25 protein-coding genes are annotated in these 26,361 nt (G+C 70.1%); 10 read left to right on the top strand and 15 right to left on the bottom strand.

The annotated features are described in order from the left end of the window. Window positions 1-19 precede the first annotated feature (19 nt). Window positions 20-1,045, top strand: a complete 1,026-nt coding sequence (locus KME78_RS54600; RefSeq protein ID WP_219537965.1) for a M36 family metallopeptidase — start codon at window positions 20-22, stop codon at window positions 1,043-1,045. A gap of 251 nt (window positions 1,046-1,296) precedes the next feature. Here KME78_RS54600 and KME78_RS54605 read toward each other — a convergent pair whose 3' ends face one another. After that, entirely contained in the window at window positions 1,297-1,989 is a 693-nt protein-coding gene (locus tag KME78_RS54605; protein ID WP_219537966.1) for a DUF6348 family protein, read from the bottom strand. 451 nt (window positions 1,990-2,440) lie between these two features. On the opposite strand from KME78_RS54605, the gene KME78_RS54610 reads away from it, so the two are divergent. Continuing rightward, the gene (locus KME78_RS54610; RefSeq protein ID WP_219537967.1) at window positions 2,441-2,800 is read left to right on the top strand and encodes a hypothetical protein; all 360 of its coding nucleotides are present in this window, start codon (window positions 2,441-2,443) and stop codon (window positions 2,798-2,800) included. Between the two features lie 40 nt (window positions 2,801-2,840). Here the strand turns inward: KME78_RS54610 and KME78_RS54615 are convergent, their stop codons facing one another. Beyond that, entirely contained in the window at window positions 2,841-4,463 is a 1,623-nt protein-coding gene (locus KME78_RS54615; RefSeq protein ID WP_219537968.1) for an FAD-dependent oxidoreductase, read from the bottom strand. A gap of 108 nt (window positions 4,464-4,571) precedes the next feature. Then, window positions 4,572-5,369, bottom strand: coding sequence for an alpha/beta fold hydrolase (locus tag KME78_RS54620; RefSeq protein ID WP_219537969.1), 798 nt, complete (start codon window positions 5,367-5,369; stop codon window positions 4,572-4,574). A gap of 161 nt (window positions 5,370-5,530) precedes the next feature. Between KME78_RS54620 and KME78_RS54625 the strand changes: the two genes are divergently transcribed. The 4 genes from KME78_RS54625 (at window position 5,531) to KME78_RS54640 (ending at window position 8,142) form a co-directional block, all read left to right on the top strand. Beyond that, on the top strand, window positions 5,531-5,737 hold the full coding sequence (locus tag KME78_RS54625; protein WP_219537970.1) for a 2TM domain-containing protein: 207 nt from the start codon (window positions 5,531-5,533) through the stop codon (window positions 5,735-5,737). A gap of 3 nt (window positions 5,738-5,740) precedes the next feature. Next, window positions 5,741-6,322: a class I SAM-dependent methyltransferase gene (locus KME78_RS54630; protein ID WP_308127494.1), complete on the top strand. Its 582-nt coding sequence runs from the start codon at window positions 5,741-5,743 to the stop codon at window positions 6,320-6,322. A 96-nt stretch (window positions 6,323-6,418) separates the two neighbouring features. Next, window positions 6,419-7,147 (top strand): alpha/beta fold hydrolase, encoded by a 729-nt coding sequence (locus KME78_RS54635; protein WP_219537971.1) that lies wholly within the window; start codon window positions 6,419-6,421, stop codon window positions 7,145-7,147. 119 nt (window positions 7,148-7,266) lie between these two features. After that, window positions 7,267-8,142, top strand: a complete 876-nt coding sequence (locus tag KME78_RS54640) for a bile acid:sodium symporter family protein (protein WP_219537972.1) — start codon at window positions 7,267-7,269, stop codon at window positions 8,140-8,142. Window positions 8,143-8,179: 37 nt separating this feature from the next. On the opposite strand, the gene KME78_RS54645 is transcribed toward KME78_RS54640, so the two are convergent. From KME78_RS54645 to KME78_RS54655, 3 genes are all read right to left on the bottom strand, one after another. Beyond that, window positions 8,180-11,296 (bottom strand): BTAD domain-containing putative transcriptional regulator, encoded by a 3,117-nt coding sequence (locus tag KME78_RS54645; protein ID WP_219537973.1) that lies wholly within the window; start codon window positions 11,294-11,296, stop codon window positions 8,180-8,182. A gap of 305 nt (window positions 11,297-11,601) precedes the next feature. Beyond that, the gene (locus tag KME78_RS54650; RefSeq protein WP_219537974.1) at window positions 11,602-12,108 is read right to left on the bottom strand and encodes a monooxygenase family protein; all 507 of its coding nucleotides are present in this window, start codon (window positions 12,106-12,108) and stop codon (window positions 11,602-11,604) included. A 50-nt stretch (window positions 12,109-12,158) separates the two neighbouring features. Beyond that, window positions 12,159-12,374: a 2TM domain-containing protein gene (locus tag KME78_RS54655; RefSeq protein ID WP_219537975.1), complete on the bottom strand. Its 216-nt coding sequence runs from the start codon at window positions 12,372-12,374 to the stop codon at window positions 12,159-12,161. A 176-nt stretch (window positions 12,375-12,550) separates the two neighbouring features. Here KME78_RS54655 and KME78_RS54660 point away from each other — a divergent pair, with 176 nt between their 5' ends. Further along, complete coding sequence (locus KME78_RS54660) at window positions 12,551-12,733, top strand: hypothetical protein (RefSeq protein ID WP_219537976.1); 183 nt, start codon at window positions 12,551-12,553, stop codon at window positions 12,731-12,733. A 238-nt stretch (window positions 12,734-12,971) separates the two neighbouring features. On the opposite strand, the gene KME78_RS54665 is transcribed toward KME78_RS54660, so the two are convergent. Next, window positions 12,972-13,169: a hypothetical protein gene (locus KME78_RS54665; protein ID WP_219537977.1), complete on the bottom strand. Its 198-nt coding sequence runs from the start codon at window positions 13,167-13,169 to the stop codon at window positions 12,972-12,974. Window positions 13,170-13,286: 117 nt separating this feature from the next. Continuing rightward, window positions 13,287-14,012, bottom strand: coding sequence for an alpha/beta fold hydrolase (locus tag KME78_RS54670; protein ID WP_219537978.1), 726 nt, complete (start codon window positions 14,010-14,012; stop codon window positions 13,287-13,289). A gap of 158 nt (window positions 14,013-14,170) precedes the next feature. Here KME78_RS54670 and KME78_RS54675 point away from each other — a divergent pair, with 158 nt between their 5' ends. Beyond that, window positions 14,171-14,992, top strand: coding sequence for a helix-turn-helix domain-containing protein (locus KME78_RS54675; RefSeq protein ID WP_219537979.1), 822 nt, complete (start codon window positions 14,171-14,173; stop codon window positions 14,990-14,992). 729 nt (window positions 14,993-15,721) lie between these two features. Continuing rightward, window positions 15,722-16,285, top strand: coding sequence for a DJ-1/PfpI family protein (locus tag KME78_RS54680; RefSeq protein WP_219537980.1), 564 nt, complete (start codon window positions 15,722-15,724; stop codon window positions 16,283-16,285). 36 nt (window positions 16,286-16,321) lie between these two features. Here KME78_RS54680 and KME78_RS54685 read toward each other — a convergent pair whose 3' ends face one another. Together KME78_RS54685 and KME78_RS54690 are read right to left on the bottom strand one after the other, a co-directional pair. Next, window positions 16,322-17,479, bottom strand: a complete 1,158-nt coding sequence (locus tag KME78_RS54685) for a hypothetical protein (RefSeq protein ID WP_219537981.1) — start codon at window positions 17,477-17,479, stop codon at window positions 16,322-16,324. 1 nt (window position 17,480) lies between these two features. Beyond that, the gene (locus KME78_RS54690) at window positions 17,481-18,080 is read right to left on the bottom strand and encodes an RNA polymerase sigma factor (protein ID WP_246654525.1); all 600 of its coding nucleotides are present in this window, start codon (window positions 18,078-18,080) and stop codon (window positions 17,481-17,483) included. Window positions 18,081-18,226: 146 nt separating this feature from the next. Between KME78_RS54690 and KME78_RS67700 the strand changes: the two genes are divergently transcribed. Beyond that, window positions 18,227-18,439: a beta-galactosidase gene (locus KME78_RS67700; RefSeq protein WP_308127495.1), complete on the top strand. Its 213-nt coding sequence runs from the start codon at window positions 18,227-18,229 to the stop codon at window positions 18,437-18,439. Here KME78_RS67700 and KME78_RS54700 read toward each other — a convergent pair. The 5 genes from KME78_RS54700 to KME78_RS54720 form a co-directional block, all read right to left on the bottom strand. Then, a complete protein-coding gene (locus KME78_RS54700; protein ID WP_219537983.1) occupies window positions 18,389-20,500 on the bottom strand; it encodes an FtsX-like permease family protein in 2,112 nt (703 codons plus the stop codon). The two genes, KME78_RS67700 and KME78_RS54700, sit on opposite strands and share 51 nt — an antisense overlap. Continuing rightward, a complete protein-coding gene (locus KME78_RS54705) occupies window positions 20,497-23,667 on the bottom strand; it encodes an FtsX-like permease family protein (RefSeq protein ID WP_308127496.1) in 3,171 nt (1,056 codons plus the stop codon). Before KME78_RS54705 ends, KME78_RS54700 begins: the two co-directional genes overlap by 4 nt. Window positions 23,668-23,683: 16 nt before the next feature. Beyond that, a complete protein-coding gene (locus KME78_RS54710) occupies window positions 23,684-24,424 on the bottom strand; it encodes an ABC transporter ATP-binding protein (protein WP_246654526.1) in 741 nt (246 codons plus the stop codon). After that, complete coding sequence (locus tag KME78_RS54715) at window positions 24,421-25,353, bottom strand: ABC transporter ATP-binding protein (protein WP_219537984.1); 933 nt, start codon at window positions 25,351-25,353, stop codon at window positions 24,421-24,423. The genes KME78_RS54710 and KME78_RS54715 overlap by 4 nt, the downstream gene beginning before the upstream one ends. 293 nt (window positions 25,354-25,646) lie before the next feature. Continuing rightward, window positions 25,647-26,117, bottom strand: coding sequence for a MarR family winged helix-turn-helix transcriptional regulator (locus KME78_RS54720; RefSeq protein WP_308127497.1), 471 nt, complete (start codon window positions 26,115-26,117; stop codon window positions 25,647-25,649). Between the last annotated feature and the right edge of the window lie 244 nt (window positions 26,118-26,361).

The raw sequence follows: 26,361 nt of genomic DNA on the forward strand, positions 1-26,361 counted from the left end.
ACTAATTGGAGGATGTAGGGTGAACACCCCCCAACAGCGCATGACTGCGGCCTGCTTGGCGGTCGGCACCATCACGGCGCTCCTCGCACCGGGCACCGCCCAGGCCACGACCGAGCCAACCGCCACCGTTTTCTACCCCAACGCGGTCCAGAGCACGGGCGACGAGTCCCTCGTCGACAATCACGACCGCGACGGCGCGGCCTTCGTCCCGGCGTACCGCACCGTCGCCCTCACCGACCTGGACGGCTCCGGCACTCTCACCGGACGATATGTCACAGTCAAGAGCGAGACCGGCAAGGCTGCCGAGGCGGTGAACGGGGCCTTCCCGGCCTGGCATCGCGACAGTGATCAGTTCGAGCAGATCATGGGCTATTACTGGGTCACCACCGCCCAGCACTACATCCAGTCGCTGGGCTTCGGCTCCCGGCTGCGCCCGGTGAACCAACGCCAGATCGAGCTGCGGATCAACCAGTACGGCGGCGACAACTCCTTCTTCAGGGAGGACAAGGCCAACATCACCCTCGGCAAGGGAGGTGTGGACGACGCCGAGGACGGCGAGGTGATCGTCCATGAGTACGGCCACTCGGTCCAGGACGGCCAGGTGACCGGTTTCGGCACGACCCTGGAATCGGGCGCGATCGGTGAGGCCTTCGGCGACTACCTCGCCGTGGCCGTCAGTAGTTGGAAGACCGGCGTACCCACGCGGACTCCCGAGGCATGCGTGGCCGACTGGGACTCGGTCTCCTACACGTCGAAGGCCCCACACTGCCTGCGCCGACTGGACGGCATCAAGCACTACCCCGCGGACATGGTCGGCGAGGTGCACGCGGACGGTGAGATCTGGTCGTCAGCCCTGTACGACATCCGCAGCAGGCTTGGTGACTCGCTGGGCAGCACGGTCGTCATCGATGCGCAGTTCGACTTCGCCAAGGACACCACCTTCAAGGCGGCGGCCGAGGCCACGGTGAACGCGGCACAGCGGCACGGCGGCGACACAGCGGCGGCAGCCGTACGTGCCGCGTTCACCTCCAGAGGGCTTCTCTAGCTTCCGCACCCGGGCGTGCCGGTCCGCTGGTTCCTCCTGGCCATCGCCGTCTCTCTGGTGGGCGGGCGCTCCCGCTGATGTCACGGCGGTGGGCAGGTCGGAGGCGTGGCCGTAGCCGATGGAGGTGGTGGTTTCGGTCGCGGTGGGGACAGGGCTGGTACGCGTCCCGGCCGTACGACCTGCGTCATGCGGTGGTGTCGCTGTGTCTCACCGAGGCCCTTTGGCGCGGGTGTGGAGTCTGCCTTTCGCTCTCACATGGTCTCGTTGTGCACGAGCAATAGGAACGTCCGAGCGTAGGACAGGCCTTCAACTGGCCGGGGCCAGTCCAGATCAGCCAGCATTTCCGAGGCCGCCTCGTGATGGACGCCATTGACCCGGATTTCGGCGGTCTCGGTTTCCTTGCCGCCACCGAAGAACGCCTTGATGCCGATCAGGTGGTCACGATCGAACGTGCTCCCCAGCACCGGGGCCAGCACGGACAGAAGCGGGTGGTCCACTGCCCAGTGTTGGACGGCCAGAAAGTCGTCGCCTGTGCCCCAGCCGGTGATACCACCGTGGATGGCATGCCAGCCGGGGAACCCATCGGGCGCATCGGGGGCGAAGTGCCCGGCGAAGGAGCCGTCCTGGCTGAGAAGTTCGAGGAGGGCGCTGCCGGTGGTGTCCAGCCAGATCTGGATCGCGCGGTCCACGGTCTCCTCGGGGGTGCCGCCGTACCCTGCGACGCAGTCGCTGATCGTGGTGTCCTCGGGCTGGTCGACGTTGAGCACGAAATCGAGATCGAGGTGGCCGGGATTTCCGGTGTGATCCTCGCCAAGAACGATGGCGACCGAGCCGGATCCTTTGACCATGCCATCCGTGGCGTGCCAGGGCTTGTCTGTGGCATCGGACAGACGCCGGGCGACCATGCCCAACACGACCTCGTCCGGCAGCCGGTCACCGTCCATGACGACTCTTCCTTCGCATTTCATCGTGATCGTTGCAGAGCAGACCGTACCGCACGGCAGGCAGCCGCCATCATTGTGGCTGATCACCCATTGTCCGTCCGTTGGTTCTCCATCCGTAGGCCGCCGAGCAGGCTGGGCAGGGCTCGATTCAGCGGTCCGAATTCATCGACGCAGACCACCCGTCCATCGGCGGGTGGGTGATCGTATAACTTCAGCACGCGCTGCACCTTGGCGATGAAGGGCAGGTCGTTGGAGGCTTTCCATGTCGTGGTGGTCTGCCGACCGCCCTTGGCCGGACATCATCACCACGATCGCCCGGCGCAGCTTGACCAGGTCCTTGGCGGTTCGGGTGATGCGCTGAAGTTTCCGGCCCCCTCCATCGCCAAGGGCCAGACGAACACGTCCGGTGGGCGAGCCATGACCACGTAGGCGTGTCATCGGGGTGATCGCGATGACGCTCGTACCTCTCATGGCCGCGGTCGGGGTGGCCTGGGCCGCCGTCACCGACGAGTACAAGCTGGAGCAGCCCGACAAGCTCACCGTCAACCAGGTGATCGACCTGGAGTACCGCCCCACCGACCTGGCCTTCCACTACGATTCCTCGCCCGTGTTCTCGGGCAGCGGCGAGACGGACATCATCTACCAGGAGGGCTCCAACGGCGTCCCGAGCAGCGTCGACGGCATCACCTGGTGCAACGCGACGGGCGGTGACGTGGTCGACTGCGACCAGCAGTACATCCGCATCCGCGGCAACGGGAACTACGTCTACCACCTGACGTGCCATGAAACCGGCCACGCCGTCGGCGGCTGAGCGGGCCCTGTCGGCACGGGCACGGGCCCGCTTGGAGGCATCAATCGCTCGCGAGCGCCGCGTGGACGGATGAGACCGCACCCGCGCCATCGCCGACAGCGCTGGCCACTCGTTTCGTCGAGCCTGAGCGGAGGTCGCCGACCGCGAAGACCCGGGGCGCACTCGTCTCGAAAGGCAGGGGCGTACTGGACGATCTGGTGGGCAGCCGGCTGTCCGTGAGGACGAAGCCGTCGTCGTCCTTGGCCACGCCGGCCAACCAGCTCGACACCGGGTCGGCGCCGATGAAGCAGAACAGCGCGCGGGCGGCCAGCCGGTCTTGCCGCCCATCCGGCCGTTCGACGACGATCGACGCGAGAGTGCCGTCGCCCGCCAGTTCGCGGACCATGGTGCCGGTGTGGAGCCGGATCCGGGAATGCGTGCGGATCCGGTCGGTCAGATAGGACGACATCCGGGCTCCGAGATCGGCACCGCGGACGATCAGATCCACCGCCGCGCCGTGGGCGGCAAGGGAGAGGGCTGCCTGCCCGGCCGAGTTGGCACCCCCGACGACCGTCACAGGCTGGTCCTCGTACCCTCGGACGTCCAGCTCGGTCGCCGCGTACCGGATGCAGCCCGACTTCTCGAAGGTCACCCATTGCGGGATGTCGAGGCGCCGGTAGTGCGCGCCGGTAGCGGCGATCACCGCGCGGCACTTGATGCGTGAGCCGTTCTCCAGCAGGACGGTCGGCCGTCGATCGTCGGAGAGATCGAGGCCCGCCACCGCACAGGGCGAGTAGATCCGTACGCCGAACTTGAGCGCCTGGACCATCGCCAGCCGGGTGAGGTGCGCGCCGCTGACCCCGTGCGGGAAGCCCAGGTAGTTCTCGATCCGGGCGCTCTTGGCAGCCTGGCCGCCGAGCCCGTCGCGGTCCAGCAACACGGTGACGAGGCCCTCAGACGCCCCGTACACGGCTGCGGCCAGACCCGCAGGGCCGGCGCCCACCACGACGAGATCTACGGGACTTCCGTCGGGCCGGTAGGTGAGGCCGAGCGCCTTCGCGATCGTGCCGGGCGTCGCGCGCCGCAGTACCGTACCGTCGACGATCGCCGCCGGGAGTTCGTCCTCTGTGAGCCCGGCGGATGTCATCAGCGAGCGCCCGGGGTGCGAGGCCGCGTCGAGCCAGGAATGCGGCAGGAGCAATTGCATCACATAGGCACGCAGATCGAGCGTCTCCGCGGTGTCCGGGTTGCCGACGATCTCCAGGGCATTGCCGGCCACCGAGCGGATGAACTCGCGCCGCTCCCCGAACGCCTCAAGCACGAGGTCGGCGATGTCGGGCTGTTCGGCGAGGACCCTGCGCAACGTTGTCGCACCGATCCGGACGACTGTCCCGGCGGTCACCACGCGCGCGGTCAGGTAGACGTGCTGACCGGTCAGCAGGCTGAGCTCACCGAGGTAGTCGCCGGGAGCGCCTCGATAGACCAGACGTTCCGGCTCCATCGCCGTCGCGTTTCGGATGATGTCCACCGTCGCGGTCAGGAGCAGGAAGAAGTCGTAGGAGTCGTCGCCGGGCGCGTACAGATCCCGGCCGACCTCGACGTGTTCCACTTCGCCGTACTCGACGAGCCGACGAGACTGCTCTTCGTCCAGGACCGGCCCGCGCTGCGCCGCGCCGTCGTTCATGTGATTCCTGCTTTCGCTTGCCAGGCGGCGTCAAATCTTCGCGCCCAGCGAGTTGGCCAGGTTGAGCCGGCGCACGGCCTCCAACTCGCTGGTGATGGAGGAGCGTGGTCAACGTGCGGCGCGCTTGATGAGGTCGGCCGTCACGGCGGGCTGCGAGATCATCGCGACGTGCGAGGCCTTGACCTCGGCGGTACGTGCGCCGGCCCGCTGCGCCATGAACCGCTGCGCCGCGGCCGGAAGCACGTTGTCGTCGCGGGCCACGAGGTACCAGGACGGGATCGTCCGCCACGCCGGCGGGCCGGACGGCTCCTGCAGCGCGCGCACGTCGCTCGGCCGCTGACCGGCCCACATGAGGTCGGTGGTCGCCCGCGGCAGGTCGCCGGCGAACACCTCGCGGAAGACCTCGTGCTTGACGTACCCGTCGACGAGGCCCTCACCGTAGGGACGGAAGTCCAGCGCGGTCTCCCCCAGCTTGCTCCCGGGGTATTTCGTCTGCAGACTCAGCAACGTGTCGCCCTCGTCGGGAGTGAAGGCGGCGACGTAGACCAGCGCCTTCACGTTGGCCTTGCCGGTCGCGGCGTTCGTGATGACCATCCCGCCGTACGAGTGCGCGACGAGCACCAGCGGGCCGCTGAGCGTGGCGAGGATGCTGGCCAGGTAGGCGGAGTCGGCGGCCACGCCGCGCAGCGGATTCGCCGGGGCGAGGACCGGGTAGCCGTCGCGGATGAGCCGGCCGGCGACGCCGTTCCAGCCGGAGGCGTCGGCGAACGCGCCGTGCACCAGCACGACGGTCGGCTTGGACCTGCGCTCCGGCCGGGTGTGTGCCTGCGCCGCGGGCGCGCCGAACAGGGCGCCGGCGGTGACCGCGGCCGATCCGGCAAGCAGGGTACGGCGGGTGGTCGTCATGGATGCGGAACCTTTCAGCAGAGGTTGATCGCCGGTCAGCGTAGGTTCGGAGACTTGACGATCTCTGCACGGCCGGGTCCACGAACGGTTCCCTCGTCGTCAAGTGTGCCGATCTAGCCTTGGCGCCGTCGTACAGGTAGGCCGTCGAAGAATGGGTCGAGATGGAATCGCGAAAAAGCGAGCGTCAACTGAAGGTGGGCCTGCGGATCCACGTCATCTGCTATGTCGTGGTGCATGTGATGCAGGTCGTGGTGTGGCGGCTCTTCACCCCGCAGCGCTTCTTCTGGCCGCTGTATTCGCTGGTCGCCTGGGGCATCGGGCTGGCGTTCCACATCTCGGCGGTCTCCTCGCCCGCACGGCGGGATTGAGCGGTGTCGTTCTTTCTCGAGTTCGTACGCGATCCCATGACGGTCGGTGCGGTCGCGCCGAGCAGCCCGGCATTGGCCAGGGTGGCGACGGCGGCCGTCCCCAGTACCGGCTCTCCGATCGTCGTGGAACTCGGTCCGGGTACCGGCTCGTTCACCGAGGCCATCCAGCGGCGGCTCGCCGGACGCGGCCGGCACATAGCCGTCGAGGTCAATTCAGGGTTCGCGCGGAAGCTGGCCGCCCTCCACCCGGAGGTCGACGTCGTTCACGCGGACGCGGCCGATCTCGCCAGGGTGCTGGCGCAGCGTGGGTTGCGCCAGGCCGATGTCGTGGTCAGCGGCCTTCCATGGGCGGCCTTCACCGAGGACCAGCAGCGCGACGTCCTGTCCGCGGTCGTGGCGACCCTGTCACCGCACGGCGTGTTCACCACCTTCGCCTACGTGCATGCCCGGTGGGCCCCGCCGGCCCGGCGGCTGCTGCGTTCCATGCGGTGGCGGTTCGACGAGGTGGTCATCAGCCGGACGGTGTGGGCGAATCTCCCACCCGCTCTGGTCTACTACTGCCGCCGCCCGACGGAGCCGACTTGATGCGGACGGAACAATCCGGGAATCCCTCCGCAGAACGGCGCTATTGCCCATCCATTTTCCGTTCAGTCCGCCGCCGTAGCTTTCCACCATCACTTCATGAAAGGCGAGGAAATGGCACCCAAGAAACCGACGATCGTGCTCGTGCACGGAGCCTTCGCGGACGGCAACGGCTTCACCGCGATCGTCAGGCGGCTTGTCACCGACGGCTATCCGGTCATCGCCGCGCCGAACCCGCTTCGGGGGCTCTCCTCCGACGCGGAGCAACTCAAGGCGCTGCTGAACAGCATCGAGGGACCGATCGTGCTGGTCGGCCACTCGTACGGCGGTGCCGTCATCTCCACCGCCGCTACCGGGAACCCCGAGGTGAAGGCGCTGGTCTACCTGGCGGCGTTCGTACCGGAGACGGGCGAGAGCGTCCAGGAGCTGGTCGAGAAGTTCCCGGGCAGCACGGTGGGCGAGTCGCTCAAACCCGTGCCGCTGCCCGGCGGGCAGGTCGATCTCTACATCAACCCGCGCGTGTTCCATCCGCATTTCGCGGGGGATCTGCCCGCCGACGAGGCCGCGCTCTTCGCGATCATGCAGCGCCCGTCCACCGGCGCCGCCCTCGGTGAGCCCGCCGCCGGCCCGCAGGCCTGGCACACGATCCCGAGCTACAACCTGATCAGCGGCGCCGACCGGATCATCCCGCCGGCGGCGCAGGAGTTCATGGCCCAGCGCTCCGGCGCGAAGGTCCAGGTGGTCGACGGCGCCTCGCACCTGGTGTTCGTCTCGCATCCGGACCTGGCCGTGGACCTCATCCAGAAGGCGGCGAGCGAGAACGCGTAAGAGAGAAGGGTGATCCACGTCTGGGCGGTCCGGCCGGCATCCGCCTGAGCCGCTCGGATCAGCCGGACTGGAACAAGCTTGTTCTCTGGAGGCAACCGGTTTGCCCGAGAATGTCCGCCATGGGATCCTCTCTGATCTTGGGCAGTCTGCCTTTCGCCATCGGCATCGTCATGCTCGGCCTGGGGCTCAGCCTGACGCTGGACGACTTCCGGCGGCTGGGTCGGTATCCGAAGGCGGCCGTGGTGGCGCTGCTGTGCCAGCTCGTGCTCCTGCCGGCGATCTGCTTCGGTCTGGTGCTCGCCTTCCGGCTTCCGCCGGAGCTGGCGGTCGGGATGCTGCTGGTCGCGGCGTCGCCCGGTGGGCCCACGGCCAACCTGTACAGCCACCTGTTCGGCGGGAACGTCGCGCTCAACGTCACGCTCACGGCGACCAACTCGGTGCTGTCCGTGGTCACCCTGCCGATCGTGGTGAACCTCTCGGCCGGGTACTTCTTACCCGGTGGGGCCGCCCTCGGGCTGCAGTTCGACAAGATGGTGCAGGTCTTCTCGATGGTGGTCGTGCCGGTCGCGATCGGGATGCTCGTGCGCGCGTGGACGCCTGAGCTGGCGCGGCGGCTCAAGCTCCCCGTCCGGGTGCTGTCGGTCGTGGTCCTGGCCGGGGCCATATTCGCCGTGCTGTACGCGGAGCGGGAGAACCTCGTTGACTATTTCGTCTCGGTCGGGATCGCCGCGCTGGTCTTCAATATCGTGAGCCTGCTGATCGGGTACGGCGTGCCGCGCCTGGCCGGTGTCGATCACCGCGCGGCCGTCGCGGCCGGGTTCGAGATCGGCATCCACAACACCGGGCTGGCCATCACGGTCGCGCTGACCCCGGCGCTGCTGAACAGTGCCGAGATGGCCATCCCCGGCGCGGTGTACGGGATTGTCATGTTCTTCACGGCGACCGGGTTCGGCTATCTGATCACCCGCCGGGTTCGAGCGGACCTGGCACGGTGACGGTCCCCTGTCATGCCCCAGGAGTCGAGCAGCGCGATCAGAGCTCGGCGAGGAACTTCTCGGCGCGGCGGGCGAAGAGGTGAGACTCGCGTTCGCTGGACCGGTCGCGAGCCTTCTCGGCAGCGGCTCGTACGACGTCGGCGGATTCGCCGCAGGCCTGGAGCAGGCGCGCCCGCAGCAGCAGGACGAGTCCTTCGGCGTAGCGTTGGCCGTAGGCCTCGAGGGCCTGGTCCGCTCGGTCGAGGGCGATGCTCGCTGGTTCCGGCATCCCGGCGGCCAGCCACATCTCGGCGATCAGTCCGTTGTGGTAGGCGACGCCCCACCGTGGCGGGTCGACCAGTGTCCCGGCCAGGAGCTCTTCGGCCTCCGCCGCGATACCGGCCGGGTCGTCGCCGACGAGGGCACGGGCCCAGTACCAGTTCAGCCGTATGTAGTGCTCCTGCTGGATGGCGGCGCGGCCGGTGCCCGCAGCCATCCACCGCTCGATCGTGCGCATCGCCCAGCCCGCGTCCCCGGCCATCGAAGCGATGATGGTGGTGTAGTAGGCCCAGGTCGCGACCGCATATGAGTCGTCGGGGCCGTTCCACTTGTCGATGATGGTACTCGCCGTCCCGACCTCACCGTGTAGTGCCGTCACGACGGCCTGCCAGCCGGGCCACTCACCCGAGACGTCACGCCGGATCGGGGTCTCGCTGTGCGCGGAGACGACCCCTTCGAGAAGGGCGGGGTTGTTCTCACTGAAGCACCGGTACGCCTCGCCGATGTTGCCGATGTCCCACTGGTGCAGGCCCCATGCTTGCCGGCCGTACGCCCGGACGACCGGATCGGCGGAAGCCTCTCCTTGCTCGTACAGCCGGCGGACCAGACGGAGGCGGTCCCACTCCAGGAAGGTATAGGCCCCGAACAGGCGGGCGAAGAGGAGGCCGGCGGCCTCCACCTCCCGGCCGAGCTGGCGGGCCAGGTGTTCCGCACGCTCCAGCAGATCGAACGTCGTGCCGCCGAACCCGGCCTGCCGTCGCGGGGCGATGGCGAGGAGCGAGAGGGCGGAGAGCTCGAGTTCCGGGTGCCCGGCGGTCCTCGCGATCTGGGCAGCTGATTCCAGGTGCCGATCGGCGGCGGCGAACGCGAGCTTGGTCGCCGCGCGGCGGCCGGCGCGCTTCAGCGCCTCCACGGTACGGACCGGGTCGGCGAGGGGGCCGGCGGCCGACAGATGGAAGGCGAGGCGCTCAGTGATGGACTCATCGTCCGCCTGGCTCTGTTCGAGCGCGTCCGCGACCCGCAGGTGCAGCCGGATGGCCTGCAACTGCGCCGTCGTCTCCGTGACCGACTCGCGAACCAGGTCGTGCGTGAAACGCCAGGAGAACGGGTCCTCCGGCCCCGTTTCGAGCAGGCCGAGCGCGCGCAGCGGTTCGAAGCGGTCGAGGCAGTCTGCGACGTCGACACCGGCGGCGTGGGCGAGCAGGCCGAGGTCGACGTCGCGCCCGATCAGTGCGGCGAGCCGCAGCAGGTCGCGAGCGCTGTCGTCGAGGCCCGCCATCCGATCGCGGACGACGTCTCGCACGGTGGACGGCACCCCGGCCCGGGCCGACGCGTCGCCGTCGCTGAGCGCGCCGCGGTCGCTGAGGAGCCGCGACAGTTCGCGGACGAAGAAAGGATTGCCGGCGGTGCGAACGTGGATGTTGCGGGTGGTGTCCGCACCGGGTTCGTGGCCAGTCTCGCGGCGGATGAGTTCGGCCACGTCGGTCAGGCTGAGCGGGCCGAGTTGGATCCTGCGGTGGTTGGGCAGCCGGCTGGCGGCGGCCAGGACCCGCGAAAGGTCGGGGCCGGGTGTGGGCGCGCGGTCGCGAAGGGCGCCGATGATCGCGGTGCCGGTGGGCAGCCGTGCCGCCAGGTGGCCGAGCAACTGGAGCGAGGTGGCATCGATCCATTGAAGGTCGTCCATGACGAGCAGCGTCGGCTGTTCTGCCGAGGCCTGGCCGATGAAGGTGACGACCTGCTCGAACAGGCGGAACTGGGAGCGGCCGCCGGAGATCGGCGGCGCGGCGTCATCGTCTCGAGGTTCGAGGAGGCGGCCGAGTTCGCTGGCGAGCCACTTCTCGCGGGCCGGCGCGGGCATGTTGTCGAGGACAATGGTGAGCGCCTGCTCCCATGGCCACATCGATGGTGTTCCGTCGCCTTCCAAACAGGAAGCCCAGACGACGAGCGCGCCACGCCGCTCCGCGGCCGCGGCGGCCTCTTCCAGCAGACGTGTCTTGCCCGAGCCCGGCTCGCCTTCGATGATGCCGAGCCCGGTGTGACCGGTGAGCGCCGCCTCGATGGCCTGCCGCAGCACGCCGAGTTCCTCACCCCGGCCGACCAGGCCGGTCGCCTGGCTCGCCGGCGCGCGGTCATCCTCAATTCGCCTGCCCGTCACCACCGGCGGCGGAGAGGTCTGCGTCAGCACCCGCAAGTGCGCGTCCTGCAGCGCCGGGCCGGGGTCGATGCCGAGCTCCTCGGCGAGGCGGTCACGGATCGCGTGGAACACCGACAGCGCCTCCGCCTGCCGTCCAGCGGCGCCGAGTGCGGTGATGAGGCCGACGCGTACGGGTTCGTGGAACGGTGCCATCGACGCGGCCAACTGTAACGGCGGGATCACCTGCTCCGGCCGGCGTAAGGACACGGCCAGGTCGGCCGCCGCCGCGCAGGCGGCGAGGAACTCGTCGTCGAGGGCGGCCAGGATCGACATCGCGGTCGATCCGAAGGACAGTCCGTCCCCTGCGGGGCCCCGCCAGAGGCCGAGCGCCTTGACGTAATGGTCGAGTGCCACTTCGCGATCCTGCTGGGCGAGGGCGGTCTGGGCGGCTTCGAGGAGTTCCCGGAAGGTGACGAGGTCCAGTGTGCCGGAACCGGCGCTGAACACGTACGCGTTGCCGCGGAGGTGCAGGTAGGTACCGGCTGCCCGGGCGGGGACCGCGGGTTCGAGCACTCGCCGCAATGCCCCGACGTACTTCTGGATGACGTTGAGCGCGCTGGTGGGGGCGTTGTCGGCCCAGATCAGGTCGATCAATTGCCGCGTGCTGACCGCCTGGCCCACCCGCGCCAGGAGCAGGGCCAACAATTGCGCCTGCTGCCGGGGGCCGGCGTCCAGTTCGACGCGACCGCGCCACAGCCGCAACGGACCCAGGATTTGCAGGCGCAGAGGATCGGCGCCGGCCGACGGACCTTTACCGCCGAACCGAACGGAATGAGCTGGCCCAGTCAAATCTGTCGGCTCCCGGCTGGACATTAAAGATTGTCCGCTTGCGACCTGTGTTGGATCGCGGCAGGCACCGATTGTACTGGTCCAGAATTGGCGGTGAAAGATCGGCCGATCGGAACTTGGGACTGCGAGTGTGTACGGCGGCGCGCGGCCGACTCGACGGGGGTGCGGGCGTGCCTGCCTCATGCCCCCGCGAGATTTCCGGCCGGGCGTCCGCGTGGCTAGGACTCGTAGAGATCCGTCTCGCTGAGGACCGCGCTGCCTCCTTCGGAACGTCCCAGCCGGGCCGCGGAGCCGAACATGGGACCGCGAGCGCGCTGGATCCCGGCGAACCGTCCGAAGCCGAGCGGCTTGGGCACGTCATCGTAGACAGCTTCCATACCGCCCCTGATCGAGTAGGTCTCGTGCCAGAAACCGGTGCCGCCGGAGTCTCGCAGGAAGTCGAGCCACCATTGCCGATGCGGCTCCGACCGGGCGAACTCGAGCAGCGAGGGCAGGTCGCGCCAGTACTGGCGCATCCCCATGTTCATCGGGAAGAACGAGTAGTAGACGGGCTCGTGCAGCAGCAGTCCGTCCGGCATGCCGGCGACCGACTCACTGATCTTCCGGCCGAAGCTGAAGAAGGTCCGGATCCCGTACAGCCGGTTCACCCGCATTCCGAGATACAGGACCAGGAGGTCTGGGTAGGCGGAGAGGTCGACGGTCTGCCGGTTGACTCGGGTGGGCATCTAGGGCTCCTCCGGACTCGGATCACGCGTGGGCTGGTGGGCACGGAGTCTCACTGATCGACCTTCGATCTGGGCGGCGAGTAGAGCCCCCAGAAATGAAAGACCAGTCCGATGCCCCAGAAGACTATCGACCACATGGGCCAGAAGAAATGATCCCGGTCGTAGATCTGCCACACCACGACCTGAGCCAGGTTGGCCAGGACGTAAAAGACCAGGTGAATCCGGAGGCCCCATTTTCGAACGCTTTCGCTTTTGGCTGATCTCATGCCCGGCAGGCTACGCCGACGTACTTGATGACGACTTATTCAGGCGTTCAGTAGGCGTCAATTAATCCGCTGCGGTCGCGACCGACGCCCTGCTGGAACTTCCTGGACCCAAGCGCAGACGCAGGTGCGGTCCCGGCCGGAAGCGCCGGAAGCCAAGCCCACACCCACGGTGGTCCTTGTGCACGGCGCGTTCGCCGACGCCTCCGACCCCGGGCCGGCCCAACCTGGCGACAGTTCCTGACCGCTCAGCCCACACGATCATCGCGTGTGACTTCCTGCTGGTTGAGACGATTCTGCTCAAGCGGCTGTATGTGCTGGTCTTCATCGAGCACGGCACCCACTCCACCTGGCCGGAGTGATCGCGCACCCGAGCGGGGCATGGACGGTGCAGCAGACCTGCAACCTGGCGACGGATCCGGTCGACCGACTCGCCGGGCCGCGGGTCGTCACCACGTTGCCACTCAACGAATACCACCACGCTGCTTAACCGCAGCTCAGGACACGTAACTCAATATTCGAGCGGCACACCATGCAGCGTCACAACGCGACCCGTGCTGACCAAGCCGCTCCGTGCGGCGCACAACCGGCAACAGCCGATCACGGATCCTCATTGAAGGGCACCGGGGTCGGCTGCTGGTTACAGTGTTCCGGGTTCGCCCAGGCCTCGTTGACGCGTCCCACGGCCTCGCGCCTCGTGATGCCGAACTCCTGCACCATGTACTCGGCGATCTCGCGGCAGAATTGCAATACTTCGGCATCGCCCGCGCAGTCGAACTCGCCTTGCGAACGAAGCACTGAATGATGGATGGAATAGCGTGGGTTACGGATCCGATGCTGACATATTCGTCCTCATCCATACGTGCAAATCTAGGCCGAAGGCGCCGGCCAGGGCGAGGGTCGCCGACACCAGAGTCAGCCGAGCTTGAGCAGCAGTTCGGTGAGCTCGGCCGGCACGGTGATCATGCAGTCGTGTCCCGTCTGCAGTTCCCACACCTGTGCCGGGCTGCCGTTGGGCTGTATCGCTGGGACGGGCCGCCGCTTGATGCCCTCCGGTACGCCGGCGACGCAGTGAATGTGCGTTCGCGGTATGGCGCGCACGGCTGGGTTGTCCAGCCGGACCGGTTGCCGGAGGCAGAGCACTGGCTGATCCGACAGCATCGTCCGCAGCCACACCACGTCCGCCGGGTCGGTGACCCCGAACAGACCCAGGGGCGGCGGCAGCTCGGGCATCGGCGGGATCCGCCAGCCGATCTCGGACTCCGCGGCGCGGTCGATGAGGGCCTGGGTCATGGGATGCACGTCCACCGCGCTCTCGCCATCCTCCGGGACCATCGCGTCGAGATAGACCAGATGGGCGATCCGATCCGGGATCCGGTTGGCGGCGGCGGAGATGACCAGTCCGGCGTAGCTGTGGCCCACCAGGATCACGTCGGTGAGGTCCTCCTCAGTGATCAGCCTGACGATGTCGTCGACGTGCGTGTCCAGCCCCACCTCGGGGCCGAGCAGATGCGCCTTGTCGCCGTGGCCGGTCAGCGACGGCGCGACCACCCGATGCCCGACCGAGGCCAGCAGCGGGACCACCCGCTCCCAGCATTGTCCGCTGTGCCAGGCCCCGTGTACCAGCAAATATGTCGACATGGTGTAGCTCCTTGCTCGCGGAAGACCACCGGCCGGTTTCGCCGGTGTTCGTGCCGGAAGTGAGGTTTCCGCTCACCCGCTGACGGAGCCAGAGCCCCCGCGATCCTGGGGGTGAAGGGACCAGGCACGCACGAAGGTGCGTGAATTACCGTGGGAACATGAGCGACGAATTCAACCTTTTGGGCGATTACGTACGCGCCCGCCGGGAGCTCGTCACTCCTGAACAGGCAGGCATCCCCTCCGTGGGCGTACGGCGCGTGCCGGGCCTGCGCCGGGAGGAGGTCGCGATGCTCGCCGGTATCAGCGCCGACTACTACCTGCGCCTGGAGCAGGGCCGCGACCGCAACCCCTCCGCGCAGGTCCTCGAGTCCCTTGCCCGCGTGCTGCGGCTCGACGACGACGCGACGGCCTACCTGCTACGCCTCGGGACGGGAAAACCCCGGCGGCGACGGCGGCAGCCTCGGAAGGAGACCGTCCCTCCGGGCGTTGCCAAGCTCGTCGTCACGCTTGCGCTCCCCGCGTACGTGGAGGGCCGCTACTTCGACGTCCTCGCCGCCAACGCGCTGGCGACCGCTCTGTCGCCGCGACTCGTGGCGGGGGGCAACCGCCTGCGGGACGTGTTCCTCGACCCTGCCGAGCAGGCCCTCTACCCGGAGTGGGAGGACGCCGCGCAGGGCATGGTCGCCGGCTTCCGCGAATCCGTCGGCACCGACACGGACGACCCCCGATTCATCGAACTCGTAGGCGAGCTCTCCCTCGCCAGCCCTCACTTCAGCAGGCTCTGGGCCCGCCACGACGTGAACACATGCGAAGGCACCCCCAAGCACATCGACCACCCCCAGGTCGGTGGCCTGTCACTGAACCGGGAAAGACTGAGCGTCAGCGGCGCGACAGGCCAAACGCTCGTCGTCCTCCACCCGGACCCCGGCACCGACAGCGCCGACAAGCTGGCGCTCCTCTCGTCCGTCATGCGAACATGATCCCGCGAACTCCTCGACGTCGCCTGCTGTGGAACGAACGTCATCTGCGCGAGTATGAACGAATCTATAACCAGCACGGCGCCCACCAAGCCCTGGCCCAAGCGGCCCGGCTGCTTCCCGTCCCAGACCCGATCACAGACCCCGAGCGGATCATCGACCTGAACGTACGCCGAAGAGACCGGCTCGGCGGAGTTCTCCACGAGTACTCACCTGCAGCGTGTAAGGCGCAGTGTTCACGACTGTAGACGCCGCCCCCGGTCCGGCTGCACGATCTGCGACCTGGCGCTGGCCGCGCACATCGATCTGAAGGCGGTGCAGGCGATGCTCGGGCGCGCCGGCATAGTGCTCACCGCCGACACCTACGTCTCAGTGCTGCCAGAGGCCGCCCGCCAAGCTGCCCCAGAGACGGCCCGGCTGGTGCTGAACGCCGCGTCCGCGCTGGTGGAGAAGCGCGCCCTGCAGGATTCACCGTTGGCGGGCCAGGACACACCGGCCGGCCGTTCCCACTCGGGGCGTTGGGGAAGACCTCCACGACGTCAACGGCGACGGCGCCGCTTTTGCCGAAGACATCCGCCCGTGTGGGGACGCGGCGGCCGGGCTCGGCCGGATTGCGGGCTGTCAGTGGAGGCGGCGGTCTGGCTCAGTCCGTGCGCGTTGGTCCACTGGTCGACCTCTTCCTGCAACATCCCATGCGGATTAAGATCCATCGTGGGAGAACAGGAGTGAGTCATGGCCCGAGTGCTTGTCCTGACCGGCGATGCGGCGGAAGAGCTGGACTCCATGTACCCCGTCTTCCGGCTCCGTGAAGGGGGCCATGAGGCGATCGTGGCCGCCCCCACCACTCGTGCGGTAAAGCTGGTGGTCCACGACTTCGAGCCCGGTTGGGACGCCTATACCGAGAGGCCCGGCCATCAACTGCCGGTGGATCTCGCATTCGCCGATGTGCGCCCCGAGGACTACCAGGCGCTGGTGATCCCGGGCGGCCGCGCGCCGGAGTACATCCGCACCGATCCCGACGTCGCCCGTATCGTGCACTACTTCTTCGAGCGCGGCCTGCCGGTGGGCACGATTTGCCACGGCCCGCAGGTGCCGGCCGCGCTTGGCCTGCTGCGCGGCCGTACCACGGCGGCGTTCCCGCCGTTGAAGACCGACATGGAGATGGCGGGTGCGACGTTCGTGGACGCCCCCGACGTGGTGGACGGCGCGATGGTCTCCTGTCGTGGCTGGCCAGACCTGCCTGAATGGTCGCGTGCCTTCATGCGCGTGCTGGAGGGCGCGAACGTGTCGTTGTAGGTGGTTCGGCCGTGTGCCTGCCGAGAACTGAACCTCTCACTTGCCGAGGTAGGCCCGTGCGGGGTCGGCGGCGGGCAGGTCGGACGGCGTCAGCCGGACCGGGAGGATGCTGCGGTCCGGCAGCCGGCCGGGCCGGTCGACCACAGCCTGCTGCTCGATCAGGTACTCGTTGACGACCGTCCCGGCCTTCGCGCCGTCCTCGGCGTCCGGCAGCAGATCCTGGATCCCCATGAACGCGTGGGACACCGGGTCGAACAACATCCGCTGCCAGGGGTCGTCGCCCATGCCCCCGCCCGCGGCCCCGTCGATCGCGATCATCCGGCGGCCGCCCTGGACCGTGACCTCGCTCCTGGTCGCACCCGCCCGGCGCGACACGGCCTGGAACACCGCCTCACGCGCGGACGGCGGGATCAGCGCGAACACGTCCACCGCCTCCGGCTGGTTCCCCGGCCCGAACGCCCACGTGGGCGCCCGCAACGCCGCCACCCGCCGCGGGTTGTCTCCCACGGCCGCCCGCTCGATCTGGGCCAGCCAGCCCTCGACCGACTCCACCGTTGCCGGGGTGGGCAGCGCCGGCACCGTGACTCCCGGTGACGCCAGCCACGGCAACCGCACGTCCCCGCGCAGGTCCTGCCCGGCCTTCCCCGCCCGCATGTCGGGGCTGAGCTGGGTGGTCACGTGCCAACCGGGTCTCATCACCGAATAGGAGGACTCCCCTGCCGGACGGCGCACCCCGTTGTGCTGGACGGCGGCGCCCCGGCCGTCGGCCGATGCCCAGCTCTCATCGATCCCGGTGCTCTCCACCCACCCCTTGTCGCCGTCGTGGGCCCGCTCCACGAACCGTACCCGGGTGTAGACATACTGGGCGGCCGCCAGCGGCGGATCTGCCACCGGTTCCGCCGTCGCCGGCTGCCCCGCCGTCGTGGCGGGCGGCGCAGCCGGTGACATCCCGTCGTGCGCGCCCAACGGGAGCAGCCCATGCGCCGTCACCGCCACGACGGCGACCGCCGCGGCCGCTGCCAGCGGCACGCCCCACCACAGCCCCCGGCCCACGACCTTCCCCCCGAGCCGAGCGCCCCGGCCGGTGCGGGCCCGTACCGCCGCCTCCACCTGCGCGCCGGGTACGACCTGCGTCGGCCCGAGCCGCTCACCCATCTGCCGCAACGCCGTCATCTCATCCATCTCCGCGTCCATGTCAGCTCTCCTGGGTCGTCGTCAGGGCGTCCCGCACCAGACGGCGGGCGCGGTGCAGGCGGGAGCGTACGGTTCCGAGCGGGATCGCCAGCGCCTCGGCGACCTCGGCGTACTCCAGCTCCGCCCAAGCCACCAGCAGCAGCACGTCCCGGTCACCCCGCCGCAGGGAGCGCAGCGCGGCAGCCAGCCCGGCATCCACCGACCGGGCCAGCGCGGCCTCGGACGCGTCCGGCACGTCGTGGCCGAGCGGAACCGCCTCCAGCGCCGCCAGCGTGCTGAGGTGAGCACGTTCGGCGCGCCAGCGCCGCGAGATCTGGTGCACCGCGATCCCCATCAACCACGGACGGGCACTGTCCCGCTGCCGGTCGAACCGCCCCCGGATCCGGAACGCCGTCACGAACGTGTCCGCCGTCACGTCATCCGCGTGCTCGGTCCCCATCCGCCGCAACACGAAACCGTGCACCGCCGGCGCGTGCCGGCGGTACAGCTCCCCGAACACCTCCGGTTCCGTCACCGACGCGGCCACCACTGCGGCGTCCGACCCCGCCACCATGCCGACGTCCGTGTCCGCCGCGTGGCCGGCTTCTGGTCCTGGTCGCATACCCCCGCCTCTCCCTCCCCCGGCGCCGCGGGCGCCCTATCATCCTCTGTTGCCGAAAACCCGCGACAAAAGTTCACGCCACACGGGATGGGGTCCACCGCACGTATGTCGACGGGCATCCCGCATACGACGGTCAGGCCGCCTGGGTGCTCGTCTCGCGGGGCGCGAACATGATCGAGTACTGGCAGCGGCGCACCCTGGTCTTCGGCACCGAGACCTACTGGGGCGGCGTCCTGCCGCACAGCGGCCGCCCGGGCCGCGTCTATCGGGAGATCGCCCGGATCGGCGCGGAGCTGGAGACGGCCGGCTCAGCTGTCGCCCGCGCGGAGGACCTCACTCAGCCGTCGTCGGCGGCGTAGCGCCGATTCGACGGGCACCATGACGGCGACCGCCGCCAGGAACACGACCGCCACCAGGCCGAGCCCCCACCACGGCAACGCCAGGGCCGGATCAGCGCCGGTGAGCAGGCGCAGGGAGAGCGAGCCGAACGTCAGGCGGGCGAGCAGCACCCCGAGCAGCAGACCGCCCACAGCGGCGACCACCACCGGCGGCAGCAGTTCTCCCGCGGCGACCCAGCGAGCCTCCCGGGGCCGCAGCCCGAGGGTGCGCAGCCGGGTCAGGGTCTGCCATCGCTCCGGCGCGCCGGCTGCCGTGCCGAGAGCGAGTCCCATCAGACCCAGAACCGGCAGGGTTACCGCCGAGACCCACGCCAACCGCAGGAGTCCCGAGGCCAGCGGCCCACCCGCGGTCCCGTGGCCGACAGCGGCACCAAAGGTAAGCGCGTACGAGGCCAAGGCCACGGAGGTCACGAGCACCAGCAGCGGTAGCACCCGGGCCGAGGTCGCCGCCGCCCTCGCGGCCCCGAACACCGCCAGCGGCCGGCTCGACCGCAGAAGCCGCTTGAGCACGAAGCGCATCACGATGGCCAGCGCCCGCGCCAGCATGAGCGCGCCTGCGAGCGCGCAGAGGGCAGGCGCGCTCGCGGGCAGCACCCCGCCACCGATTCCACGCTGGTACAGAGCGACGATGGCGCCGGACGCGGCCGCCAGCACCCCGGTCTCAAGGGCGGCCCGCCGCAGTCGTACGGTGTTACGCATCCACCGCCGCGCACTCCGGTTGGCCGGGACGCGACGATCCCGGGTGGCTCGGGCGGCGGTGAGCGTGCCGAACGCCGGTCCGGCGGCGACGGCGGTGACCACCACGGGAGCCACCCACTTCCAGGAGACCCCCGGCGCGACGGCCCGGGCCAGACCGAGCCCGGCCGCCGCGGCCAGCAGCGCCATCACGGCGGATTCGAGCAGCAGCTCGCCACCGATCACCGGTAGCGACATCCCTCTCTGCCGGGCGGCGGCCAGGGCTGGAGCACGGCGGTGTACCAGCAGGTCGGCGGCGAGCAGCAGGACCAGGACCGCGACGGCGAGCAGGGTGATGAGCAGGATGGACGCTTGCGCGGACGCGGCGTCGACCTGGGAGCTCACGTTCCGCAACACCCCGTCGAGCCGGGTCTCCCACTTCAGCGAGCCGTCCCGGGCGCCAGAGGAGCCGGAGGCCGCCTTGAGCGCGACCACCTTCGCGGCGACCGACGGGACCTCGTCCCAGGTGAACCGGGTCGGGTCGGGCGTGAACCAGACGGTACGCCGCAACTCGTCCTGGCCGAAGGCGAGCCGGGCGTCGGGCAGCGAGTCGCCTGACAGCAGCCCGGCGAACCGGGTGCTTCCCGTGCCGTCCGCGCCGGCGACGGGACTCAGCAGCGAGGGGAGGAGCCGCCAGGCGGGATCGGCGCTGTCCCCAGGCCGGAAGATGCCGCTGACCTGGACCTTCTTGACATTCCCCTGGTCGTCTGCAAGCGGGATGCGGGAGCCGGGACGGAGCTGGAGAGCGGCGGCGGCCACCTCCGACAGGCCCACCTGCACCGACCACGGCGGCGCGCCGTAGGGAACCTCCGCCGTCGCGGAGGCGGTGGGCCGGGGCGGGCCGCCCGCGATCCAGGTCACGTCGGGCCCACCGTCGCGAGCCACATAGGCGAGCTGGAACGTACGCAGCACGCTGCCATCGGTGATCTTGAGGGTGGGGCTGGTGACGGTGCCGACGGGTGGGCGCAGGGCGGCGCGTAGGCCGGGGCCGAGTTCGTCCGTCGCCCTGGCTCGGAAGTCGTCGACGTCCTCGGCGAGGCGAGGGCGACGGACGCGGCTGCCTTCCGGCCCGTCGTCGTCTTCCATGCGGGCGTGGACCTGGAGGTCGCCGCCGGTCCTGCGTACCGCGTCCCGTACGGCGGCGTCGGCGGTCGCGGACAACGTCGGCGGCATCGCGCCGGCGAGCAGCGTGACGACCGCCACCACGACGGCGGCCAGGAGCAGCGGCCCGGCGTCCGCGCGGGCGCGGCCGACGACGCTGGGCCAGTGCGGTGCCGGGATCCTCACGACGCCACCCGCAGATACGCGGCATCGGCAAGCCGGGCCTGGACGACGACCACCGCGCTCACCGCCAGCGCGCACCCGGCCAGCAGCCCGGTGAGCAGGGCGGCCTCGGCGGCCCACGGCCAGACGGGCAGAACCTCGGGGACGGGAGCGGCGCCGGTATCGGAGCGGACGAGCAGCGGCGCGACGACGCGGGTGGCCAGCGCGCCGACGACCGCGCCCACCGCGAGCAGCGGCAGCAGGATGCCGACGTGCTGGCCGAGCAGCACGGTACGAATCTCGCGCCGGGTCATCCCGAGACCCCGCAGGCGCGCCATCTCGACCGCGCGGGCCCGCAGGTCGAACGTCACGTGCAGGACGATTCCGGCGATCATCAGCAGCACTGCGGCCGGTACGAGCAGCCGGAGCACGGCCGGGAGCCCGGCCCGCAGCGGGCCGCCCGTGAGCCGGGCGGTCTCGGACGCGCGCGTGGTGACGCTGCCGAGGCGGAGATCGGCCACATCACCTCTGGCGGGATGGCCGACCCACCACGCGTCCACGGGCACGTCGAAGTCACCGCTGACGGCGAGGGCACGGGAGAGGGCGTCGAAGTCGGCCAGGATGGCCGCGGCACCCGGAGCGGACGGCACGGCCGGCAGCACCTCGGCCACGCTGGCCTGTACGGGGGTGAGGCCGACGGTGAGGTCGAGCCGGGAGCCGCGCCGGGCGTCCACCTCGTCGGCGAAGCGGGCGGAGACGGCGACGGGCACCGGTCCTGGGGCCGGGAAAGCAGTGGCGACCAGGTTCCTGGCGGCGTCCGGCGGGCCCTTCAGCGCGACGGTCGTCGTCATCCTCAGCTCGGTACCCGCGGAAGTGCTGGTCAGGGCGACGGCCGGATTGCCGAGCTGCCCGGGGGCCGGCCCGGTTGAGGTGGCGGTCCAGGACGATGCACCAGAGGCTGTTCCCGCCACGGTGAGAGTCACGGCGACGCGGCTGTCCCCCGTCGGGGGGTCCGCCAGGGCATCGGAGTGGCCGGTGCCTACGTTCCCCGTCGCGATCGCGAACGGAAGGGACACCGCGACCAGCCGGAGCCCGTCGGCCGTCGCACAGTCCGGCAGCGGATGCGCCTCGCCGTCGAGCGGGATGGGTTCACCGGTGCAAGGAGTACGCAGCCCTGTCGCATCCTGGAACAGCAGCCGGGGCGTCACGGTGAGCGGCGTCGTACCGGTTGCGTCAGCGACCAGGGAGAGCGCGGCTCCGGCCGGGACGGGAACACCGGCGGCGCGCGTCGGCGGCGCGAGACCGGTGCCCACAGCGTTCCAGGTGCGTCCGTCGTTCAGCCGTCCGCGCAGCAGCGCCCCGGCACGAGTGGTGTCCACGGCGATCAGCAGCGGCGGGTCACCGGAGCCGCCGAGCCACTGCCCGACCGCGACGCCACGATCGGTGGCCGGGCTCACCTCTCCCCCGCTGGCCGCGCCGACCACCGGGCCCTGCCCGGCGGCGGGCGGGGCGGTGAGGGTGAGCGCGAGATCGGTGCCGACGGACAGATCGGCCTGGTCCTGCTGGGAGCGCTGCCACGTGGCGCCGAACCCGATCCCGTACGTGGCCGCCGCGCAGCCCAGCCCGATGAGCAGCCCCGCCGCGACCGCTTGTGGCCTGCGGGCGGCTTCGAACGCGGCCAGCGGAACCATCAGCCCGCGAGCCCGGCCGGCCAGCCGTTCCACAATGCGCAAAACTGGCCACACCAGGCGCAACGCCACCGCGGATCCGGCGATGAGCAGCAGCGCGGGAGCGAGCACGCGTACGGCGTCGACGGGAGAGCCTGAACCGGTCGGCTGATCGCGTAACTGCCACCAGCCGACGGCGGCGAGCGCCACGAGCAGCAGGTCGGCGCCAGATCGGGCAAGCAGATCCCGCCGCCCGCGTACACCTCCGGAAGAGGTCCGCAGCGAGGGCACGACGAGCACCACCGCCAGCGTCAGCGCGCCGCCGGCGACGGAAAGCACCTGTACGGCGTTCACGCCGAAAGGCGTGGCGAGCCCGGCCCCGGCCATAGGCGGCAGCCGGGTCAGCCCAGCGTGCAGGGCGGACGACGCCGGGATCGCGACCACGGTGGCGAGCACGGCGAGCGCGCCGGCCTCGACGAGCGCGGCGGTGGCGAGTTGACCGCGGCCGACGCCCAGCGCGGACAGCAGGGCGGTCTCGTCGCTGCGTACACCGGCGCTGAGCCGACCGGCGAGGGCGAGAGCGGTCGCGGTCAGGACGAGGCCGATGGCGGCGACGGCGAGCACGGCGGCCGTGGTGACCCGCTGCTGATCGTGGGCGGCCAGCAGGGTCGAGGGCAATCGGGAGGCGACTCGCTGGATCCGCACCCGGTCGCCGAGCGTCTCCCCCAGCCGGCGGTCGGCGCCGAGCACGGCCTGGGTGACGGTGTCGAGGTCACGGCCGGCGGGGGCGGACAGGTCGGGGTAGGCGCTGATCTCCAGCCGGTCGAGGGTGGAGCCGCCGCCGAGCAGGTCGGCGAGGTCGACGATGAACGGCCCGTACGCGTGAACCGGCTCTGCGGAGCGGCCGTCGTGGTAGGCCAGATCGTATCCGGTGGCGGCGAGGGGGTCACGGTCCCAGCCGGTGCCCGGCAGCGGGCGTACGACCCCGACCACGCTCACCTCGATCCTCTGGTCGGGATCGTCGGCCAACTCTCTGCCGAGGCGGACCCGGCTGCCGACAGTCAGGCCGAGCTGCCGTGCGGTGCTTTCCAGGACAACGGCCTCCGTCGGCGCGACACCCGCCCGCGGCAGGCGTCCGGCGGCCAGTTGGGTGCGGGCCGGCAGGTCCTCCAGCCCCGACAGGTACGCCACAGCCGGAACACCGGCGCTGGGGAGCGACCGCATCGCGGACGACGCGCGCGCGGCCGTCGTTGTCGCGAACGGAGCGAGGGCCGAGGTCAGCACGCCGAGGGTGTCGTCGGCGACGGATCTCGCGTGCTCGCCGCGAGTGGTGATGATGTAGGCGGTGACGTCGATCTGGTCGGAGGTGGCGCGAGAGGCGGCAGTCTCCACCGCCTGCTCGGCGGTACGGGTGAGCAGGAGGGCGCAGGTGCCCAGCAGCGTGGGGCCGACCACGGCGACGGCCAGGAGGGCTGCCAGCAATGGCCATTGCGCACGGGCTCGCCGGGCGACCAGCCTCAGCACGGACAGCTCGTACTGATCACGAATCGCCCCGACCGTTGGAGCGTCCGTCGAGCCGCCCATCAGGGCGCATGCCGGGATGCTCGTCGAGATGGCCGTCGTTGATGCGGATCACCCGGTCCGCCAGCGCGAGCATCGTCGGATCATGCGTGGCGACCAGCGCCGTCACCCCCTCGGACTCCACCACCCCGCGCAGCAGTGCCATCACCGACAGACCGGTCTCGGCGTCCAGCTGCCCGGTCGGCTCGTCCGCGATCAGCAGCCGGGGCGAGGCGGCCAGCGCCCGGGCGATCGCCACCCGCTGCTGCTGCCCGCCGGACAGCTCAGCGGGTAGCTGCTCGGCATGGGCGGCCAGTCCGACCAGTTCCAGCAGCAGCGCGACCCGCCGCTCACGCTCCACCGGCGGTACGCGGGCCAGCCGCAGCGGGGCGCCCACGTTCTCCGCGGCCGACAACACCGGGATCAGGCCGAAGGTCTGGAAGACGTATGAGACCTTCTCCCGCCGTAGCAGGGACAGGCCGTCCTCGTCGAGGGCGGTGATGTCCGTTCCGTCGACGAGGACCGTACCGGAGTCCGGGCGGTCCAGGCCGCCGATGATGTTGAGCAGCGTGGTCTTGCCGGAGCCGGACCGCCCGACGAGGGCGGTCATGGTGCCGGCCGCGAGCTCGAACGTCACATCCCGCAACGCGTGCACGGCGGTCGCCCCGCTGCCGTACCGGCGATGAACGCCACGCACCCTGACCAGAGGGCCGCCGTTCATCCGGCCCCGCCACCGTCGGGACGGATCGCGACGTGATCGGCTTCCAGCACCAGCCGGACCCGTCGCGTCAACGCCAGCGCCTCCCGGTAGTCGCGCGGCACCTGGATCCGCCCTGCCCGGTCCATCACCGCGTATTCCTCGGCGATCACCTGCGGGGCACCGTCATCTCCGGTGGCGGTACGCCGCAACACCTCGCTGCTCGTGCGCCCGTCGCGAATCGCCACCGTCCGCTCCACCTGCCCACTGACCGCGGGATCGTGGGTCACGATGACGACGGTGACGCCCAGCCGCCGGTTGGTCTCCCGCAACAGCCCGAACACCGCCGCCGACGTGGCGCTGTCCAGTTCCCCGGTCGGCTCGTCGGCCAGCAGCACCCTGGGCTCGTTGGCAAGGGCCACCGCGATGGCCACCCGCATCTGCTGCCCGCCGGACAGCTGCGCGGGCCGCCGCTCGGCACACTCGGCGACGCCGAGCAGGTCCAGCAACTCGGCAGCGCGCCTGCGGCGTACCCGGCCGGGAGTGCGGGCCGCTGTCATCGGCAGGTCGACCATCTGCCGCGCGGTCAGGTACGGGATGAGGTTGGCGGCCGTCTGCTGGCGTACGAGTCCCACGGTGTGCCGCCGGTACCGGACACGATCGGCCCGCGACATGTCCAGCAGATTCCACTGATCGACCCGCACCCGCCCGGCGGTGGGAGCGTCGACCCCGGCCAGGATGGACAACAACGTCGACTTCCCCGACCCGGACGCTCCGACGACGGCCACCATCTCCCCGCTGTCCACGACCAGGTCCAGCCCCTGCAGTGCCTGCACCTCGACCGACCCGGACTGGTAGATCCGCACCAGGCTCTCGCACACGATCAGCGCGTCTCGTCCGAACTCCGGCGCCTTAGCAGGAGGCTGCGGCAGGGATAAGGGCGTGATGGACATCCCCCTCCTCGACCCCGGCACAGCTCCGCCTTAGGGCCAGACTGTATCGTCCTCGCAAATCGGCGCGCGAGCCCGCCACCCGCACCCAGATCGCCGACCTGATCAAGCGCACCCTGACCGATACCGACGCCCTCCCGAACGCGGGAACGATCCGCCGCAAGATCACCATCGAACAGCGGCCGGCCGAGTTCCTCAACCATGAGCGGAAGATCTAGGAGACCACCCGCCGCTCCTACGAGGGCCACAGCATGGCCAGGGCGACGGTGGTGGCTTCCGCGAGCGAAGGACTGGGATCAGGGCCGCGTGTCCGGATGGAGCGCTCGGGCGCACAGCGTGAGCGCTTCCGTGAGTGTCGTGCGGTCCGGGTCGTCGATCTCGGCGAGCATGACGGCTTCGATGCTGTCGAGGGAGCGGTCGCATCGCCGGAGGGTGCTCAGGCCTTTGGGGGTAAGGCGGGTGCGCAGAGCGCGGCCGCCACGGGGATGCGGGTCGCGGCTGATCAGGCCGCGTTGTTCGAGATCGCGGATGACCAGGTTCATCGCCTGCGGGGTGACGAAGGCGATGCGGGCCAGGTCGGCCGAGGACGGGGCGTCGCGCAGGCGCAGCTCGCTGAGCGCCATGTATCCGGTGGTCGTCATTCCGTGCCGGGCGAGCGCTTCATCCAGGCAGGCGCGGATGCGGCGTTCCAGCCGGAACACCAGGTAGCTCACACGGGGCGGCGGTACGTCCGGCGCAGCGGCCGCGGGGACACCCGGATCGGTCACCAGGAGACGATATCGCGCCCCGTCAGAACGGGCTCCAATGTAAGTTTCCCACCCCCATATCAAGGATCTTGATAGCAAGTTACTTGATAACCAGGGAAAACGGCTTTCTGGCAGGTGAACTGGCGGGCATGCGCACCAAGCGTGCATTGACGGTGGATCGTGGCCCTTCTATTTTCCAGCGACCGACGTCAATACGCGGCGGACCGATCCGCGGCGCGCCGCGGATATGGAGAGGAGGAGCGCG

Source organism: Nonomuraea guangzhouensis, assembly GCF_019396345.1.
GTDB lineage: Bacteria > Actinomycetota > Actinomycetes > Streptosporangiales > Streptosporangiaceae > Nonomuraea > Nonomuraea guangzhouensis.